Source organism: Streptomyces sp. NPDC050988 (genome assembly GCF_044456225.1).
Classification (GTDB): domain Bacteria; phylum Actinomycetota; class Actinomycetes; order Streptomycetales; family Streptomycetaceae; genus Streptomyces.
The window spans coordinates 31,027-45,359 of sequence record NZ_JBITFQ010000009.1; the positions used below are offsets into that span (position 1 = coordinate 31,027).

Below are 14,333 nucleotides of genomic sequence, written 5' to 3' on the forward strand. Positions count from 1 at the left end.
CCTGCTGCTCCTGACGGCGCTGGCGGATGCGCCTCGGCACGGATAAGACCCGTTACCTGGCCGCGGCCGTCGAGCGGTTTCCAGCTCTGCTTGCCGCCCCGAAACGTGCTCCGTTCGGTGTGGTGCGGTTGCCCGTGTCAAACGGCCGGGGTGGTGGTGAAGAAGCGAGTCAGGCGCTCGGTGGTCCATCGCGGATTGTCGGCGGCGAAGGTGTGCGCGGCGCCGGGGACGACGTCCGCGCGCAGATTGGTCGCGGCCACCACGGGCGCCGTCCAGCAAAACCCCTTGGGGCGGGCCGTGTTCGCCGTTCAGGACGAGGATCGGCATCCCGAACCGGCCGTACGCGCGGGCCGTTCGGCCGGTCCTCGACGAGCGTGGCGTAGTGCTCGAACCGCCGCGCATCGCGTCGGGCGCGATGCAGGCGCGCAGGAGGTCGGTGCGGTCGGGCATCCGTGATGCCGCCGCGGGCATCATCGACCAGAACCCTCCCAGGCACTGCTCCTCCTTGCCGTCGGTGAGCGTCGCGGCCAGGTCGCTCTGGGGCGTCCTCGACCCCGTCCACTGAAGCAGGACCGCCCGGCCGTGCACGCCCGTCCACCAGGTACGTCCGACACGTCCGTCCTTCATTCAAGGCGTGACATGACCAGCGCACCAGACGTCCACGCTTCGATCGCCCCTTCCGGCCGAGCAGACCGCATCGGCCGCGGGCTCGCGGCTTTCGCCTCACTCGCGACGGTCGGCGCTTTCGCCGACGGAATCATCAGGATGACCGACGCGGCCGACGACCGCCTCTGGGTCGAAGCCTGGCGGACCATCACCTACGCCTTCTTCGTCGGACTCTTCGCCCTGCTCGCGGCCAGGCCCCGCCAAGCGGCAGGCATCTGGGAACTCGTACTCGCCGGCAAGACCGCACTCGTCGTGTTCGCCGTGACAGTCGGTGACATTCCCGAGGCCCGGTTGGCCGGCGTGGTCGATTTCGCCCTCGTCGTGGTCATCGGTCTGGCCTACGTACTGTCGCGCGGCCGGCAGGCCTGGCAACCCGGCACCACCGACCGGACCCCAGGGGACACGGCGGTTGCTTCCGGAGGGCAGACACTCTCGCCCGCACCAGTCCTTCAGCAGCCCCCGACCCCCGGACAGGCCGTCAACCGCATTGGCACCTGGGGCCCGTGAGCAGCGGTCACGGGCCCCGTCCGGCTACCCCTCGTTACCCGAACTGGCCGGGCTGGTAATCGCCGGCGGGCTGCTGGACCATGACGTTCAGGCGGTTGAAGGCGTTGATGATGGCGATGATCGACACCAGAGAGGCGAGCTGCTCCTCGTCGTAGTACTTGGCGGCGTTCGCCCAGGCCTCGTCCGTGACCCCACCGGCCGCGTCGGCGATACGGGTGCCCTGTTCCGTCAGTTCCAGGGCCGCGCGCTCGGCGTCGGTGAACACCGTGGCCTCACGCCAGGCCGCGACCAGGTTGAGGCGCACCGAGGTCTCCCCCGCGTGGGCCGCGTCCTTGGTGTGCATGTCGGTGCAGAAGCCGCAGCCGTTGATCTGGCTGGCCCGGAGCCTGACCAGCTCCTGGGTCGCGGCCGGCACTGTCGACTCCCCCATCACCTTGCCCGCCGTGACGATGTGCTTCAGGGACTTGACCGCGAGGGGGATGTCGAAGAGGTTCAAACGGGCTTCCATGGTCCACTCCTTGCCGTTGCTGGCGGATATACCTCTACGACGGGCCGGCCCGGCGAGATGTGACATCGCCGAATGTGACGCGCGTCTCAGTGCGGGGCAGGGTCGCGCAGACGAACACGGCACGGCTCGAGGGCCGCCCGCGAATGTGTGGCGACGGATGCGCCGCAGCGGCCCACCGGACAGAATCAGAGGCACGTTCCACGTCGTCGGCCGGCAGGAGTCACCCATGTCCATCCGCCGAGTCATGCCCGATATCCGATCAGAGGCCATGGAGGAGAGCCGGGACTTCTACGGCCTTCTGGGCTTCGAGGAGGTCATGAACCTGGGCTGGGTCATGACGCTCGCCTCCCCTTCCAACCCCACGGCGCAGGTCACCTTCATGAGCCAGGACAAGAGCGCGCCCGTCGTGCCCGACATGAGTGTCGAGGTGGACGACGTGGACGCGGTCCACGCGGCGATGCGGGAGAGCGGCGCGGAGATCGTGCACCCCTTGCAGGACGAGGAGTGGGGAGTACGCCGGTTCTTCGTCCGTGACCCCAACGGCCGGGTGGTCAATGTGCTCAGCCACCAATGACGACCGGTGCGCATCCGCAGCGTCAGGACCGAGGTGCCGTTTCGAGTTCCCGCTTCAGGTTCCGCAGGGTCCTGTCGATGTTGCGCACCTGGAAGTCCGCGAACGTGTGCCCTCCGGTGGCCACGCGGTCGAAGACATTGGTCACGAAGGTCGGCCAGGAGCGCCGGTCGTCGGTCCAGGTCTCGGTGACCCGCGTGCCGTCGCCGTCCTGTTCGAAGCGGTATTCCCAGGTGGCGATTCGGGCGTTCAGGCGGGGGCGGTTGAGCCCGATCGCGTGGACCCGGAAGGCGAAACGGCCGCCCGGCTCTGCAGCCGTCACCGTGCATCGAGTCACCCAGCGGAAGGCGCCACGCTTGTTGCGCCCTTCGAAAGTCATCCCGAGTGAAGCCGGTTCAGCGGGCTTCGACACGGTCGCGCCGAGGTTCTCCGGGCTCCAGCGCCCCATGAGGGCAGGGCGGCTGATCGCGTCGTACGCGACAGCCGGTGGCACCTCTATGAGGACGCTGCGGGACACGGTGAACGTACGGGCCACGATGGACTCCCTTTCCCGGCTTTCCCGGCTTTCCCGGCATGCTGATTACTCGCCGGTAACCATCATGGCACAGCTCTCCGCAACGGAGGGTGACGCCTATGAACTGGGCTTGTAGGGACGGCCGTTGGTCTCTTTCGCCCAATCGTGTGCCGGGAGGTCGAGGAGCCGTTTGATGCGGGTGGCCTCCGGCAGGGGGCCATGATCACCCGTCACCTTGAGTGCCGACGCCGCCGTGATGTGTCCGAGCCGCAGCGCGCGTTCCATTCCCCCGCCGCGCAACAGGCCGGTCAGGAATCCGGCGGCGAAAGCGTCACCCGCGCCGACGGGCTCCACCACATCGGTGCGCAGAGCGGGCACAGTCCACGAACCCTCGTCGCCGAAGACGGTGGCCGCACGACCGCCGTCCTTGACGACGAGGAGACGCGGATGCGGCAACAGCTTCCGTACGTCGGCCGGTTCGAGGTCGGCGTCCCACAGGTCCTGTGCCTCGTCGAGGCCGACGAAGGTGATGTCGGCACGGTCGGCCAGGTCGCGAAGCACGGAGGCAGCGGTCCTGGGCGGCCACAGGGCCGGGCGGTGATTGACGTCGAAGCTGATGGTGTACGGGCGTTCGGCGGGCGGAGTGGCGAGCGCTTCCACGACCAGGCTCCGGCAGGACGGGGACAGTGCCGGGGTCACGCCCGTCAGATGGACGACGGAGGCCGACCGCAGTCTCTCGTCCTCCAGTACGTCGGGTCCCAGGGCCGAGGCCGCCGAGTTGCCGCGGTAGTAGTGGACGCGGGTGCCGGAACCCGTCGGCTCCTTCACCAGCAGGCCCGTGGGCCGTTCCGGATCGGAGCGCACGCCGCCGACGTCGACGCCCGCCGCGCCGACCGCGGCACGCACACGCCGTCCCAACGCGTCGTCGCCCAGCGCCGACAGCCAGGAGACGGGGATGCCGAGGTCTGCCAGGTACATCGCCACGTTCGACTCGGCCCCGGCCACCGACACACGCAGGTCCTCGGCGGTCTCCAGCGATTCCGAGGGGCCGGGAGCCAGTGCGGCCATGGTCTCCCCGATGCAGACCACGGGTCCTTCGGCAGGCCTCCAGCCGTCCTTCATGACCTCTCCCCCGGGAGCGAACCCGATCCCTCGTAGCGGTAGGCCGTCGCCGGCCGACCGGGTAGCTCCACACGGGCCGTGAACACCGCGCCGTCGTAGGGGCCTGGCTCGGAGAGTCCCACACGAGCGGTCGTGATGTGGAGAAGGTCCTCCTCCAGGCACACACCGGCGGGCTGTCGTGCGGGCAGACTCAGCGTGCGGTCCAGGCGGCCGTCCGGCAGATACCGGCGTACGGACCCCGTGCCCCACACCGCGACCCACACGGCGCCCTCGACGTCCACCACCATGCCGTCGGGGCTGCCGTCGTCGACGGTGATGAACACTTCCGGGGCTCCGAGTTCGGCGGTGTCCTGGTCGACCGGGTAGCGCCTGACGACTCCCCGGGCACTGTCGGCCAGGTACATGGTGGTGCCGTCGGCGGTGAAGGCCGGTCCGTTCGGCACTGTGATGTCGTCGAGGACGCGGGTCACCGTGCCGTCGTGGTCGACCCGGTAGAGGGAGCCGGCTCCCTCGTCGGCGTCGTAGGCCATGCTGCCCGCCCAGAAGCGGCCGAAGGGGTCGGTGGTCGCGTCGTTCATACGCATGGGCCGTACGGCGTCCGCCTCGGGCTGTGCCAGCCACCGCGTCGACCCGTCGGGTGAGAGCAGGCAGATCCCGGTGCCCGCTGCGGCGATCCAGATGCCGGGATCATCGGCCAAGGGGGCCACCGCGCCCAGGGGAACGGGCAGTTGGGCCAGTTGTCGCAGGGGGTCGGTGGGATGTCCGACGGCGGTGAGCAGACGCCCGGCGAGGATGTCCACGAGCACGATGCCGCGGTCCGTCCATCGGACGCCCTCACCGAGCTCCAGGCGGTCGGGGCGGAGACCTTCGGCGCCATCTCCGACGCTGAGTCCTGCCGCGGCTCCGGCTCCGGCTGTCGCGCTCCCGGCTGCGCCTTCGGTACGCGCTGCGTCTTCGGTGTGCGCTGCGCCTTCGGTGTGCGATGCGGCTTCGGAATACGCTGCGGCTTCGGTCACGGCGTGTCTTTCCGTACGACGGTCAAGAAGGCGCGGGCTCGTTCGCGCAGCGCGGTCAGGCTGCCGCCGTCGGCGGCGTCTCCGATCAGCGGCGAGCCGACGCCGACCGCGGTCGCGCCGGCGGCCAGGTAGGCACGGGCGGCAGCCTCGTCGACACCGCCCACCGGCACGAACGACTCGTGCGGGAACGGGCCCCGCAAAGCCTTCAGATAGGCGGGGCCGCCGGCCTCCGCGGCCGGGAAGATCTTCAGGGCTGCGGCTCCGGAGGAGCGTGCGGCCACGATTTCGGTGGGGGTCACCACGCCGGCCAGGACGGGCAGGCCGAGTTCGTGTGCAGCGGCGACGCCCTCACCGAGTGCGGGCGTGACGGCGAAGTTCGCGCCGGCCCGCTGGGCGGCGCACGCGTCGTCGGCGGTCAGGACCGTGCCGACGCCGAGGGGCCGATCGGGGCCGAGCGCCTTGCGCGCCCGCTCGATGACGGACAGGGCGTCCGCGCCGGTCAGGGAGACCTCGATCAGCTCGACGCCTTCCTCGGCGAGGGCCAGCACGGCGCGTACCGAGGCTTCGGGGTCGGTGCCGCGGATGATCGCGACCAGGCGGTGGGCGGCCAGGGCCGCTCGCAGATCCATGGACGAGTTCTCCTTTTCTTGCGGGTTCGCATTCGCGCGGGTTCACAGAGGTTCACACGGGTCGGTTCAGGTGCAGCGGCAATTCGCGGTCAGTGTCAGCCGCCATCGCACCTCACCCGACTCGGGTACCCGGGCGGCGTCGCCGAGGCCCGCCTCGGCGAGGTCGAAGACGCGGCCGAGCATCGGTTCGACTCCCGTGCTGCGGTAGGGGTGCGCGGCGGGGTAGCCGCCCAGGTTGCGCCACAGGGCGGTGGACACGGGCTGCCCGTCGGCTTCGAGAGACAGCGACAGACGGTCGGCCCGGTCGTGGACGCAGCAGTGGGAGGCGTCCACGACGGCTCCTACGGCGGTGCCGTCGTCCGAGCCGAGTTGGTCGAGGCGCAGTCCACCGGGTGCGGGCCAGCTCCCCTCGACCCAGGCGGCGCCTTGCGGCCACGCCTCCTCCAGCAGCGGCGCCGCCTCGGGGAAGAGGCGGGTGTTCGCTCCGTCGCGGATGTGCAGCGTCGCGCGGTCGGAGAGGTCGAGCAGGGCGTGTGCGGCCCATACGAACCGGAAGCCCGCGTCGGCCTTCAGCACGTAGTCGACCTCGGCTCCCTCCGCGGTGCCCCGGATCGTGCGGGTCAGGATGAAGCGGTCGTGGTGGAGGACGTCGCTGTCACCGTCGCGCGTCCAGGGCCGTGACCAGGCGTCGCCGTGGTCGGGGGTGCCGCGGACCGTGGGGATGCACTCCTCCAGTCCGCCCGCGTCCACGAAGGCGTCGCCGGGTGACACGCTCTGCCGCTCGGGTACCTCGCGATGCCAGAGCCATTCGCGCCCCGCGGTGCGCAGTGAGGTCCAACGGCCGCCGTGGGCAAGGTCGGTGACGATGTCCATCGGTGCGGTCACCACTCCGCGAAGGAACCGTCGGAGTGCCGCCACACGGGATTGCGCCAGGCGTGACCGGTGCGGTCGGCGGCACGTACGGCCTCCTCGTCGACGGTGATACCAAGGCCGGGGGCGTCGCCGCGCGGGGCGTGCCCGTCGACGAACCGGAACGGCTCGGGGTCGACCACGTAGGACAGCAGGTCGGCGTCCTTGTTGTAGTGGATGCCCCGGCTCTGCTCCTGGATCAGGAAGTTCGGGGTGGCGAACGCGACTTGGAGGCTGGCGGCGAGCGCGATGGGGCCGAGGGGGCAGTGCGGGGCGAGCTGGGCGCCGTAGGTCTCGGCGAGTGAGGCGATGCGGTGCACTTCCGAGATGCCGCCGGCGTGGGACAGGTCGGGCTGGGCGACCGCGATGCCCGCGGCGAGTGCGGGCAGGAACTCGGCGCGTCCGTAGAGGCGTTCGCCGGTGGCGAGCGGTACGGGGCTGGATGCGACCAACCCGGCCAGCAGATGGCCTTGCTCGGGTACGACGGGCTCCTCGACGAACAGCGGGTGCAGCGGGGCGAGTTCGGCGAGGACGCGGCGGGCGCCCGCGGCGGTGAAGCGGCCGTGGAAGTCGACGGCGACGTCGCGGTCCGGGCCGAGCGCCTCGCGGGCGGCGGCCACGCGGGCGACGACCGCGGCGGTTTCGGCGGCGGTGGGGACCGGTGAGGTGGCTCCGGCCGCGTTCATCTTCACCGCAGTGAAGCCCGCTTCGACCTGGGCTGCTATCTGCTCGGTCAGCTCGGCGGGTTCGTCGCCGCCCACCCAGGCGTAGACCCGGACGCGGTCGCGCACCGGGCCGCCGAGCAGGGCGTGCACAGGGGCTCCGTACGCCTTTCCAGCGATGTCCCACAGGGCCTGGTCCAAGCCGGCGACGGCGCTGGAGAGGACCGGGCCGCCCCGGTAGAAGCCGCCCTTGGTGAGGACCTGCCAGTGGTCCTGGATGCGCAGCGGGTCCTGGCCGACGAGGTATTCGGCCAGGACGTCGACGGCGGACCGGACGACTTCGGCTCGTCCCTCGACGACCGGTTCTCCCCAGCCGACCACGCCCTCGTCGGTCTCGACGCGGCAGAACAGCCAGCGGGGCGGCACCAGGAAGGTTTCGATTCGGGTGATCTTCACTGAGACCGGGAGCCTTCCGCTTCTTCGGAGTCGCCGACGCGGTCCAGATCGCGGCCGGCCTGGTCGAGCAGGGCCCGCATCGCGGCCTCGGCGGCCCCCGGGTCCCGGTCGCGTACGGCGTCCAGGACGGCGCGGTGGGCCGGGACCGGGTCCTCGCTGTGCGGGGAGCTGTGCACGATGCGGTCGCGGTGGGCCAGGCCCGACTCGATGACCATCTCCATGCGTTCGAGGAGTTCGTTGTGGGTGGCGTTGAGCAGGGCGCGGTGGAAGGCGAGGTCGGCCTCGACGGCGTGGGCGGCGTCGTTGCCGTGCTCCCCCATCGCCGCCAGTGCGCCGTCCAGGGCGGCCAGGTCCTCGTCGGTGCGGCGCTCGGCGGCCAGGCGCACGGCGGCGGGTTCGATGATGGCGCGTACTTCGGCGAGATTGTGCAGCAGGGCCCGGTCGGAGGCGTTGGTGCGGCCGCCCTCGAACTGCCAGCGCAGTACGTCGGCGTCGAGCAGGTTCCACTCGGCGCGGGTGCGCACGAACGTGCCGCGCCGCTGGCGGGCGTCGACCATTCCCTTGGCGGCGAGCACCTTGAGCGACTCGCGCAGCGCGGTCAGGCTCACGTCCAGCTCGCTCTGCAGCGCCACCAGGTCCAGCGTGGCTCCCTCGGGGATCTCACCGCCCAGGATGCGGCGGGCGAGGAGTTCCACGGTCTGGCCGTGCACGCCGCGACGGGCATAGGGCGTCATGTCGTACAGCCTTTCTGCTGTTGAGGGAGCGTGGTCATGCGGAGGCCTTGACGACGCTCCAGCCGCCGTCCACGACGAGACTCGTCCCGGTGATGTAGGAGGCTTCGTCGGCGCTGAGGAACGCGATGGCCGCGGCGACCTCCTCGGGTGAGCCGAAGCGGCGCACCGCGGTCTCGGCGATGCTGCGTTCCCGGTCCTCGGGCGGGACCCTGTCCCAGGCTGCGGTGAGGATCGGGCCCGGGACGACGGCGTTGACGCGTACCTCGGGGCCGTATTCGACGGCGAGTTGGCCGCACAGGGAGAGCAGGGCGCCCTTGGAGGCGGCGTAGGCGGGATGGCCGGGGATGCCCTTGTGGGCGTGGACGGACGAGGTCAGCACGACGGCGCCGCGGCGGTCCCGCAGATCGGGCAGGACGGTCCGGAAGCCGAGGAAGCCGCCGGTGAGGTTGACGGCGAGCTGCCGCTGCCACGAGGCGAGGGACATCGTGTGGGCCGGTGCCACCTCGACGGTGTAGGCGTTGCTGACGAGGACGTCCACGGGCCCGAAGTAGTGGGCGGCGGTGAGGATCCGCGTCCAGTCGTCCTCCTCGGCCACGTCGGCTCGGACGAACCTGGCGAGGCCGCCGGCCTTGGTGATCCGCGTGGCGACGGCCTCGCCCTGTTCCTCGGCGACGTCGGCGATCACGACGGCGGCGCCCTCCTCGGCGAGGCGTTCGGCCGTGGCGGCTCCGATGCCGGAGGCCGCTCCGGTGACCACGGCCGTGCGGCCGGAGAAACGGGCGCCGTGCCGTCGTGCGGACTGCTCCATCGTGGGGTTCGACTCCTTCGCGGGCGTGGGACGGTTGATCGGCCGTCCTGAGAACATATGCCGGACCGGGCTCACTGCCGTATCAGCACCACCAGTTCGGCGTCATGGTCGGCGCTCCAGGAGAACGGCAGCCCGTAGTGGAGCAGATGGGCTCCGCTGTATGTGCTGCCCGATTCGGCGTCGCGGTAGCTCGCCTGCGGCGCCAGGCCCCGCAGTCGTAGCCGGGCGGGGCGGCCGGGCACCAGCGGAGCCCCGTCGAGACGCCCCGTGCTGAGGGCCGCGACGACCGTGCGTCCTGTCTCCGGGTCGTCGTACTGGACACCGAACGTGGGGTCCTCGGGGGTGCCGAGGATGCGGGCGTCTCCGTGGTGGACGGTCTCCCGGACCTCCTTGTAGCGGGCGATCCACCGAGCGGCCTCGGTGCGCTGGTCGGGGGTCCAGGTGCGCAGGTCGGCGCCGACGCCGAGGACGCCGCACATGGCGTTGACGAAGCGGAAGGCGAGGCTGCGGGGGCGCGGGTCGAAGATGCCGGGGGCGTCGGTGACCCAGGAACTCATCACGTGCGGGGCGTGGGCGTGCAGGAAGCCGTGCTGGATGGAGAGCCGGTCCAGCGGGGCCGTGTTGTCGCTGGGCCAGACGACATCGGTGCGTGCGAGGGTCGCGTGCTCGATACGGGCGCCGCCGCCCGCGCAGCCCTCGATCGTGACGTCGGGGTGGGTGGCGCGCAGGTGATCCAGGACGCGCAGGTAGCCGGCGACGTGCTGGGCGTCCAGGTCGAGGTGGTCGGCGTGTTCGGTGCCGGGCCGGCCGCGTTCGGTGGGCGGCCGGTTCATGTCCCACTTGAGGTAGCTGACGGCGTGCCCGTTGAGCAGCCGGTCGAGCGTGCCGATCACGAAGTCCTGTACATCCGTGCGGCCCAGGTCGAGCAGCAGCTGGTTGCGGACCAGGCGGGCGGGGCGGCCCTCGATCCGGTAGACCCACTCGGGGTGTTCGGCGTACAGGCGGCTGGCCGGGCTGACCGCCTCGGGCTCGACCCACAGGCCGAAGTCCAGCCCGAGCGCCCGGATGTCCTCGACGAACGGGCCGAAGCCCTGCGGGAACGCCGCCGGGTCCGGGTACCAGTCGCCCAGTCCCCCGGTGTCGTCGGCGCGGCCGGTGAACCAACCGTCGTCGACGACGAACAGTTCGGCGCCCACGTCGGCGGCCAGCTTGGCCAGTTCCAGTTGGCCCGCCGCGTCGACGTCGAAGCCGGTGGCCTCCCAGGAGTTGTAGAGCACCTTGCGGGGGCGGTGCAGTCGCTCGCCGGAGAGGTGGCGTTCGTAGCGGTGCCAGACGCGGGAGAGGCCGTCGAGGCCGTCGGCGCTGAAGGCGCAGGCGAGGCGAGGGGTGGTGAGGGTGTCGCCGGGGGTCAGCTGTACGACTCCCTCGTGCGGGACCCGCCCGGCGCGGACGCGCACGCTGCCGCCCGGCTCGGCCTCCGCGGTGATGTGCCAGTTGCCGGGCCATTCGAGGGCGATGCCATAGGCCGCCTCGGCCTCCCCGTCCTGCACGGCGAGCCAGGGAGCGTACGCGTGTCCGGGCGCGCCCTGGAGGCTGCCCATGGTGAACGTGCCTCTTGCCAGGTCGAGTTGGGTGCGCTGGAACTCCTGGGACCACTGTCCGGTGAGGTAGGTCAGCCGGGCGGTACGCGTGACGGGGATGTTCACGGCGGCCGAGTCGAGCCGCTCCAGGCGGAGTTCTTCCGTGGAGGTCAGTTCGGTCCAGCGGAGGATCACGTCCGTGCCCGGCACCGTCTCGTAGCAGAGGACCGTACGCAGTCCCAGGACGTCGTCGGTGAAGGCGAGCCGCAGGCTTCCCTCCCCCTCCTCCGCGCCGTCGAAGTCCCACCACACGCCCCGGTCCTGGCCCGGTCGTGCCGCGATCAGCTCGGATCCGGTGAACGGCCGTAGTCCGTACGGCAGATACTCGGCGGGCGCCGCGTCGGCGGGGGTGACGAAGTGGGTACGACGGGACCAGTCGAGGGCGGAGGGGCCGTCCTCGACGCCGAGCGGGCCCCAGGCGTCGAGCTCGGCCCAGGGTCCGTCCGGGGACAGGCGGACGGTGTAGCTGGTGTGTTCGGTGCGCAGCGTCCAGCGCGGGTACGACGTCACTTCACCGCTCCCAGGTTGAGGCCGGCCACGAAGTGCCGCTGGAACCGCAGGAACACGATCACGGTGGGCGCGGCGGCGATGACGGAACCGGCGGCGATCACGTTCCACATCGATACGTACTGTCCCTGAAGTCCGATCAGGGCCGCGGTGATCGGCATCTTGGTGTCGCTGCGCAGCACGGTGATCGCCCAGAGCAGGTCGTTGAAGATCCAGGTGAAGGACAGGGCGCTGAGGGCGGCCAGGGCGGGGCGGGTGAGCGGGAGGATGATCCGCCAGAAGATCTGCCAGGGCCCTGCGCCGTCGACGACCGCCGCCTGCTGGATCTCGGCCGGTATGGAGCGCATGAAGCCGTGCAGGACGAAGACGTAGAAGCCGACACCGAAGCCGATCTGTACGCCGATCAGCGCGGGCAGCGTGTCGAAGACGCCCATCTGCTCGCTGAGCTTGGAGACCGGGATGAGCAGGATCTGCGGCGGGAGCAGGTTGCCGCCGAGCATGAGCAGCAACAGGGAGCGCCGGAAGGGCATTGCGTAGCGGCTGAGCGAGAAGGCGGCCATGGCGGCGAGGGCGAGGGTCACCAGGACGCAGGGCACGGTGACCAGCAGGCTGTTGATGAGCGCGCGCTGTTGGCCGCCGTCGTTCCAGGCCTGGCCGAAGTTGTCGAGGGTGAAGGACTGCGGCCAGCTGCCCAGGCCGTTGGCGGCGATGTCATCGAAGGAGCGCAGGCTGGTCACCAGGACCAGGGCGATGGGCAGCAGCCACAGGAGGGCCAACGCCCCGGCGCCCAGGTGGAATCCGGCGGTCGCGGCCCGCTTGCGGCGCAGTGCCGTGGACGTGGCGGACATCAGTCGGCCTCCCGGAACGCGCGGACGAGATAGGAGCAGATGACGCCGAAGGCCAGGACGAAGATGACGACGGCGAGTGCGGAGCCGTAGCCAAGTCGTAGGGACTGGAAGGCGGTTGAGTACATGTAGGTGCTCAGCAGCTCGGACGAGTGGTAGGGGCCGCCGCGGGTCAGCGACCACACGACGTCGAAGGAACGCAGCGAGTCGATGACGATGACGGACAGAACGACCGCGTTGACGCTGCGCAGTTGGGGCAGGGTGACGTGGCGGAGGCGTTGCCAGGCGCTCGCGCCGTCGACCTTGGCGGCCTCGTACAGGGCCGGGTCGATGCCCTTGAGGCCGGCCAGGTAGAGCACCATGACGTAGCCGATCTGCCGCCAGAGCGCGGGCACGATGACCGCGTACAGGGCGGTGTCCTGGTCGGCGAGCCAGGCGTGGCGCAGGTTGCCCAGGCCGACCGATTCCAGGAGTTGGTTCAGGACGCCGTCGGGCTGGTAGATCGCCTGCCATACGAGGGCGGTGGCGACCAGGGAGAAGACGACGGGCAGGAACAGGGCCGCGCGGTAGAAGCCGACGCCGCGCCGCTCCTGCTGGAGCAGCAGCGCGGCGGCGAGGCCGAGCAGGGCGGAGAGGCCGCCGAAGAGCACGAGCCACAGGACGGTGTGGCCGGCCGCGCTGCGGAAGACCTCGTCGTGGGCCATCTCCCGGAAGTTGTCCAGGCCGACGAACTGCGGTGGGGAGACCCCGTCCCAGCTGGTGAGGGCGAGGTAGAAGCCCTGGAGGGCGGGCCAGAACACCCATACCGCTTCGGCGAGGAGCGGGACGAGGACGAACGCGAGCACCAGCGGGGGCGTACGGCGCGGGCCCCCGGTCCGCCTGCCGCGGGGCGACGGCGGGGCCGGGGACTTCCGGTCGGGCGCGGTCAGGACTGCCATGTCAGGCGTTCCAGATCTTCTCGGCGTCGCGCTGCCAGCCGGTGAGGATGCTGCCGATCTCCTTCGGCTTGGCCAGGAACCTGGTCAGTGCGGTGTCCGCGGTGGGCTGAAGGGCGTCGCTGGAGTCCCGGTTGAAGAACTGGGTGATCTCGGCGGCCTCCTCGACGTGCGCGCGGCCCTTCTTCACCAGGGCGGTGCCGGCGTCCTTGGCCTTCGGGTTGCACGGCAGGACGGTGCCCGACGAGCCCTTGATGTAGATCTCCTGGGACTCGGCGGTGGCGAGGTAGCTCATCAGGTCGACGACCTGCTCGCGGCGGCCGGTGCGGGCGCTGGCGAAGTAGCCGTCGACCGGGGCCTCTTCGGCGAGCGGGACCTTCGGATCGATGACGGGGAAGCGGAAGAAGTCGATGTCGTCGAGCGCGTCCTTGGGGGCGGCATCGGCGAAGAAGGTGCCGATGAGCATCATGCCGGTGCGGCCGTTGAGCAGGGCGGTCGTGGCGTCCTGGAAGGGAACGGCGTCGCCGTTCGGGTCGAAGTACGGCAGCACCTCCTGCCAGCGGTCGAAGACCTTGCGCACCTCGGGGTCGTCGAACCGGTGCTTCCCGGCGAGGAGTTCGCGGTGGTACTCGGCGCCGTTGATCCGGATGTCGAGGTAGTCGAACCAGGCCGAGGCCACCCAGGCGGTGTTGCCGCCCGCACCGAGGCCGATCGGGTCGACGCCCTTGCTCTTCAGCTTGTCGCACAGGTCGAGGAAGTCGTCCCAGCTCTTGGGCTCGCTCACGCCCCACTTCGCGAAGTTGGACTTCCGGTAGAACATGCCCCACCAGTAGTAGGTGGCGGGAACGAAGACCTTCTTGCCCGAGGTCGCGGTGCACAGGGAGTTCAGCGCCTTGGAGTAGCTCTTGAGGTCGGGCGAGGAACTCCACACCTCGCCGAGGTCGAGGAGCAGGTCCTTCTTCGCGTAGGCGTCCGCCACCGAGCCGGGGTACCAGGTGTACACGTCCGGCGGGTTGGCGGAGGTCAGGTAGGTCGGCAGCTGGGTGCGGAAGGTCTCGGCGGCGACCGTGTTGAGGCTGGCGCGCGCCGATCCCTTCTTGGCGTACGCGGCGACGAGGTCCTGCATCGCGGCCTTGGCCTGCGGTGCGGACACGTTGGACTGGAGGGTCACCGCGCCCTTGGAGGAGCTCTTGCCGGAGGAGGTGGAGGTGACACAGCCGCTGAGCAGCGCCGTCGTCCCGGCGGCACCGAGTCCTGCGAGGAACCGGCGTCGGCCGGTCTGGTGGTTCGTCATGGATGGCTCC

General features: G+C 70.7%; 17 protein-coding genes. 3 read left to right on the plus strand and 14 right to left on the minus strand.

Going from position 1 to position 14,333, the window contains the following annotated elements; genetic code table 11:
• Positions 1-137: 137 nt before the first annotated feature.
• Complete coding sequence (locus tag ACIBEI_RS21110; RefSeq protein WP_398890923.1) at positions 138-260, minus strand: hypothetical protein; 123 nt, start codon at positions 258-260, stop codon at positions 138-140.
• Positions 261-382: 122 nt separating this feature from the next.
• Between ACIBEI_RS21110 and ACIBEI_RS21115 the strand changes: the two genes are divergently transcribed.
• Both ACIBEI_RS21115 and ACIBEI_RS21120 read left to right on the plus strand, forming a co-directional pair.
• Entirely contained in the window at positions 383-565 is a 183-nt protein-coding gene (locus ACIBEI_RS21115) for a hypothetical protein (protein ID WP_398890925.1), read from the plus strand.
• 74 nt (positions 566-639) lie between these two features.
• Complete coding sequence (locus ACIBEI_RS21120) at positions 640-1,173, plus strand: hypothetical protein (protein WP_398890927.1); 534 nt, start codon at positions 640-642, stop codon at positions 1,171-1,173.
• A 34-nt stretch (positions 1,174-1,207) separates the two neighbouring features.
• Here ACIBEI_RS21120 and ACIBEI_RS21125 read toward each other — a convergent pair whose 3' ends face one another.
• Positions 1,208-1,681 (minus strand): carboxymuconolactone decarboxylase family protein, encoded by a 474-nt coding sequence (locus ACIBEI_RS21125; RefSeq protein ID WP_189841929.1) that lies wholly within the window; start codon positions 1,679-1,681, stop codon positions 1,208-1,210.
• 226 nt (positions 1,682-1,907) lie between these two features.
• Between ACIBEI_RS21125 and ACIBEI_RS21130 the strand changes: the two genes are divergently transcribed.
• Positions 1,908-2,255, plus strand: coding sequence for a VOC family protein (locus ACIBEI_RS21130; protein WP_398890929.1), 348 nt, complete (start codon positions 1,908-1,910; stop codon positions 2,253-2,255).
• A 22-nt stretch (positions 2,256-2,277) separates the two neighbouring features.
• Here ACIBEI_RS21130 and ACIBEI_RS21135 read toward each other — a convergent pair whose 3' ends face one another.
• The 12 genes from ACIBEI_RS21135 to ACIBEI_RS21190 all read right to left on the minus strand — a co-directional run bounded on the left by ACIBEI_RS21135 (position 2,278) and on the right by ACIBEI_RS21190 (position 14,323).
• A complete protein-coding gene (locus tag ACIBEI_RS21135; protein WP_398890931.1) occupies positions 2,278-2,787 on the minus strand; it encodes an SRPBCC family protein in 510 nt (169 codons plus the stop codon).
• A 96-nt stretch (positions 2,788-2,883) separates the two neighbouring features.
• On the minus strand, positions 2,884-3,888 hold the full coding sequence (locus tag ACIBEI_RS21140; protein ID WP_398890933.1) for a sugar kinase: 1,005 nt from the start codon (positions 3,886-3,888) through the stop codon (positions 2,884-2,886).
• Positions 3,885-4,736 (minus strand): SMP-30/gluconolactonase/LRE family protein, encoded by an 852-nt coding sequence (locus ACIBEI_RS21145; protein WP_398891393.1) that lies wholly within the window; start codon positions 4,734-4,736, stop codon positions 3,885-3,887. The genes ACIBEI_RS21140 and ACIBEI_RS21145 overlap by 4 nt, the downstream gene beginning before the upstream one ends.
• A 164-nt stretch (positions 4,737-4,900) precedes the next feature.
• Positions 4,901-5,533 (minus strand): bifunctional 4-hydroxy-2-oxoglutarate aldolase/2-dehydro-3-deoxy-phosphogluconate aldolase, encoded by a 633-nt coding sequence (locus ACIBEI_RS21150; RefSeq protein ID WP_398890935.1) that lies wholly within the window; start codon positions 5,531-5,533, stop codon positions 4,901-4,903.
• Positions 5,534-5,599: 66 nt separating this feature from the next.
• On the minus strand, positions 5,600-6,418 hold the full coding sequence (locus ACIBEI_RS21155; RefSeq protein WP_398890937.1) for a hypothetical protein: 819 nt from the start codon (positions 6,416-6,418) through the stop codon (positions 5,600-5,602).
• Complete coding sequence (gene dgoD / locus ACIBEI_RS21160; RefSeq protein WP_398890939.1) at positions 6,415-7,560, minus strand: galactonate dehydratase; 1,146 nt, start codon at positions 7,558-7,560, stop codon at positions 6,415-6,417. The genes ACIBEI_RS21155 and dgoD overlap by 4 nt, the downstream gene beginning before the upstream one ends.
• Complete coding sequence (locus ACIBEI_RS21165) at positions 7,557-8,294, minus strand: FadR/GntR family transcriptional regulator (RefSeq protein ID WP_398890941.1); 738 nt, start codon at positions 8,292-8,294, stop codon at positions 7,557-7,559. Before ACIBEI_RS21165 ends, dgoD begins: the two co-directional genes overlap by 4 nt.
• Before the next feature lie 34 nt (positions 8,295-8,328).
• Positions 8,329-9,102 (minus strand): SDR family NAD(P)-dependent oxidoreductase, encoded by a 774-nt coding sequence (locus ACIBEI_RS21170; protein ID WP_398890943.1) that lies wholly within the window; start codon positions 9,100-9,102, stop codon positions 8,329-8,331.
• Positions 9,103-9,173: 71 nt separating this feature from the next.
• On the minus strand, positions 9,174-11,252 hold the full coding sequence (locus ACIBEI_RS21175) for an alpha-galactosidase (protein WP_398890945.1): 2,079 nt from the start codon (positions 11,250-11,252) through the stop codon (positions 9,174-9,176).
• Positions 11,249-12,097, minus strand: coding sequence for a carbohydrate ABC transporter permease (locus ACIBEI_RS21180; protein ID WP_398890947.1), 849 nt, complete (start codon positions 12,095-12,097; stop codon positions 11,249-11,251). Before ACIBEI_RS21180 ends, ACIBEI_RS21175 begins: the two co-directional genes overlap by 4 nt.
• Positions 12,097-13,032, minus strand: coding sequence for a carbohydrate ABC transporter permease (locus ACIBEI_RS21185; RefSeq protein WP_398890949.1), 936 nt, complete (start codon positions 13,030-13,032; stop codon positions 12,097-12,099). The genes ACIBEI_RS21180 and ACIBEI_RS21185 overlap by 1 nt, the downstream gene beginning before the upstream one ends.
• Position 13,033: 1 nt before the next feature.
• Complete coding sequence (locus tag ACIBEI_RS21190; protein ID WP_398890951.1) at positions 13,034-14,323, minus strand: ABC transporter substrate-binding protein; 1,290 nt, start codon at positions 14,321-14,323, stop codon at positions 13,034-13,036.
• Positions 14,324-14,333 lie beyond the last annotated feature (10 nt).

What these genes read in the sequence shown, in the direction of transcription:
- ACIBEI_RS21125 (WP_189841929.1), bottom strand. Translation starts at nt 1,681, where the DNA reads ATGGAAGCCCGTTTGAACCTCTTCGACATCCCCCTCGCGGTCAAGTCC.
- ACIBEI_RS21150 (WP_398890935.1), bottom strand. Translation starts at nt 5,533, where the DNA reads ATGGATCTGCGAGCGGCCCTGGCCGCCCACCGCCTGGTCGCGATCATC.
- ACIBEI_RS21130 (WP_398890929.1), top strand. Translation starts at nt 1,908, where the DNA reads ATGTCCATCCGCCGAGTCATGCCCGATATCCGATCAGAGGCCATGGAG.
- ACIBEI_RS21185 (WP_398890949.1), bottom strand. Translation starts at nt 13,032, where the DNA reads ATGGCAGTCCTGACCGCGCCCGACCGGAAGTCCCCGGCCCCGCCGTCG.
- ACIBEI_RS21190 (WP_398890951.1), bottom strand. Translation starts at nt 14,323, where the DNA reads ATGACGAACCACCAGACCGGCCGACGCCGGTTCCTCGCAGGACTCGGT.
- ACIBEI_RS21140 (WP_398890933.1), bottom strand. Translation starts at nt 3,888, where the DNA reads ATGAAGGACGGCTGGAGGCCTGCCGAAGGACCCGTGGTCTGCATCGGG.
- ACIBEI_RS21170 (WP_398890943.1), bottom strand. Translation starts at nt 9,102, where the DNA reads ATGGAGCAGTCCGCACGACGGCACGGCGCCCGTTTCTCCGGCCGCACG.
- ACIBEI_RS21180 (WP_398890947.1), bottom strand. Translation starts at nt 12,097, where the DNA reads ATGTCCGCCACGTCCACGGCACTGCGCCGCAAGCGGGCCGCGACCGCC.
- ACIBEI_RS21165 (WP_398890941.1), bottom strand. Translation starts at nt 8,294, where the DNA reads ATGACGCCCTATGCCCGTCGCGGCGTGCACGGCCAGACCGTGGAACTC.
- ACIBEI_RS21120 (WP_398890927.1), top strand. Translation starts at nt 640, where the DNA reads ATGACCAGCGCACCAGACGTCCACGCTTCGATCGCCCCTTCCGGCCGA.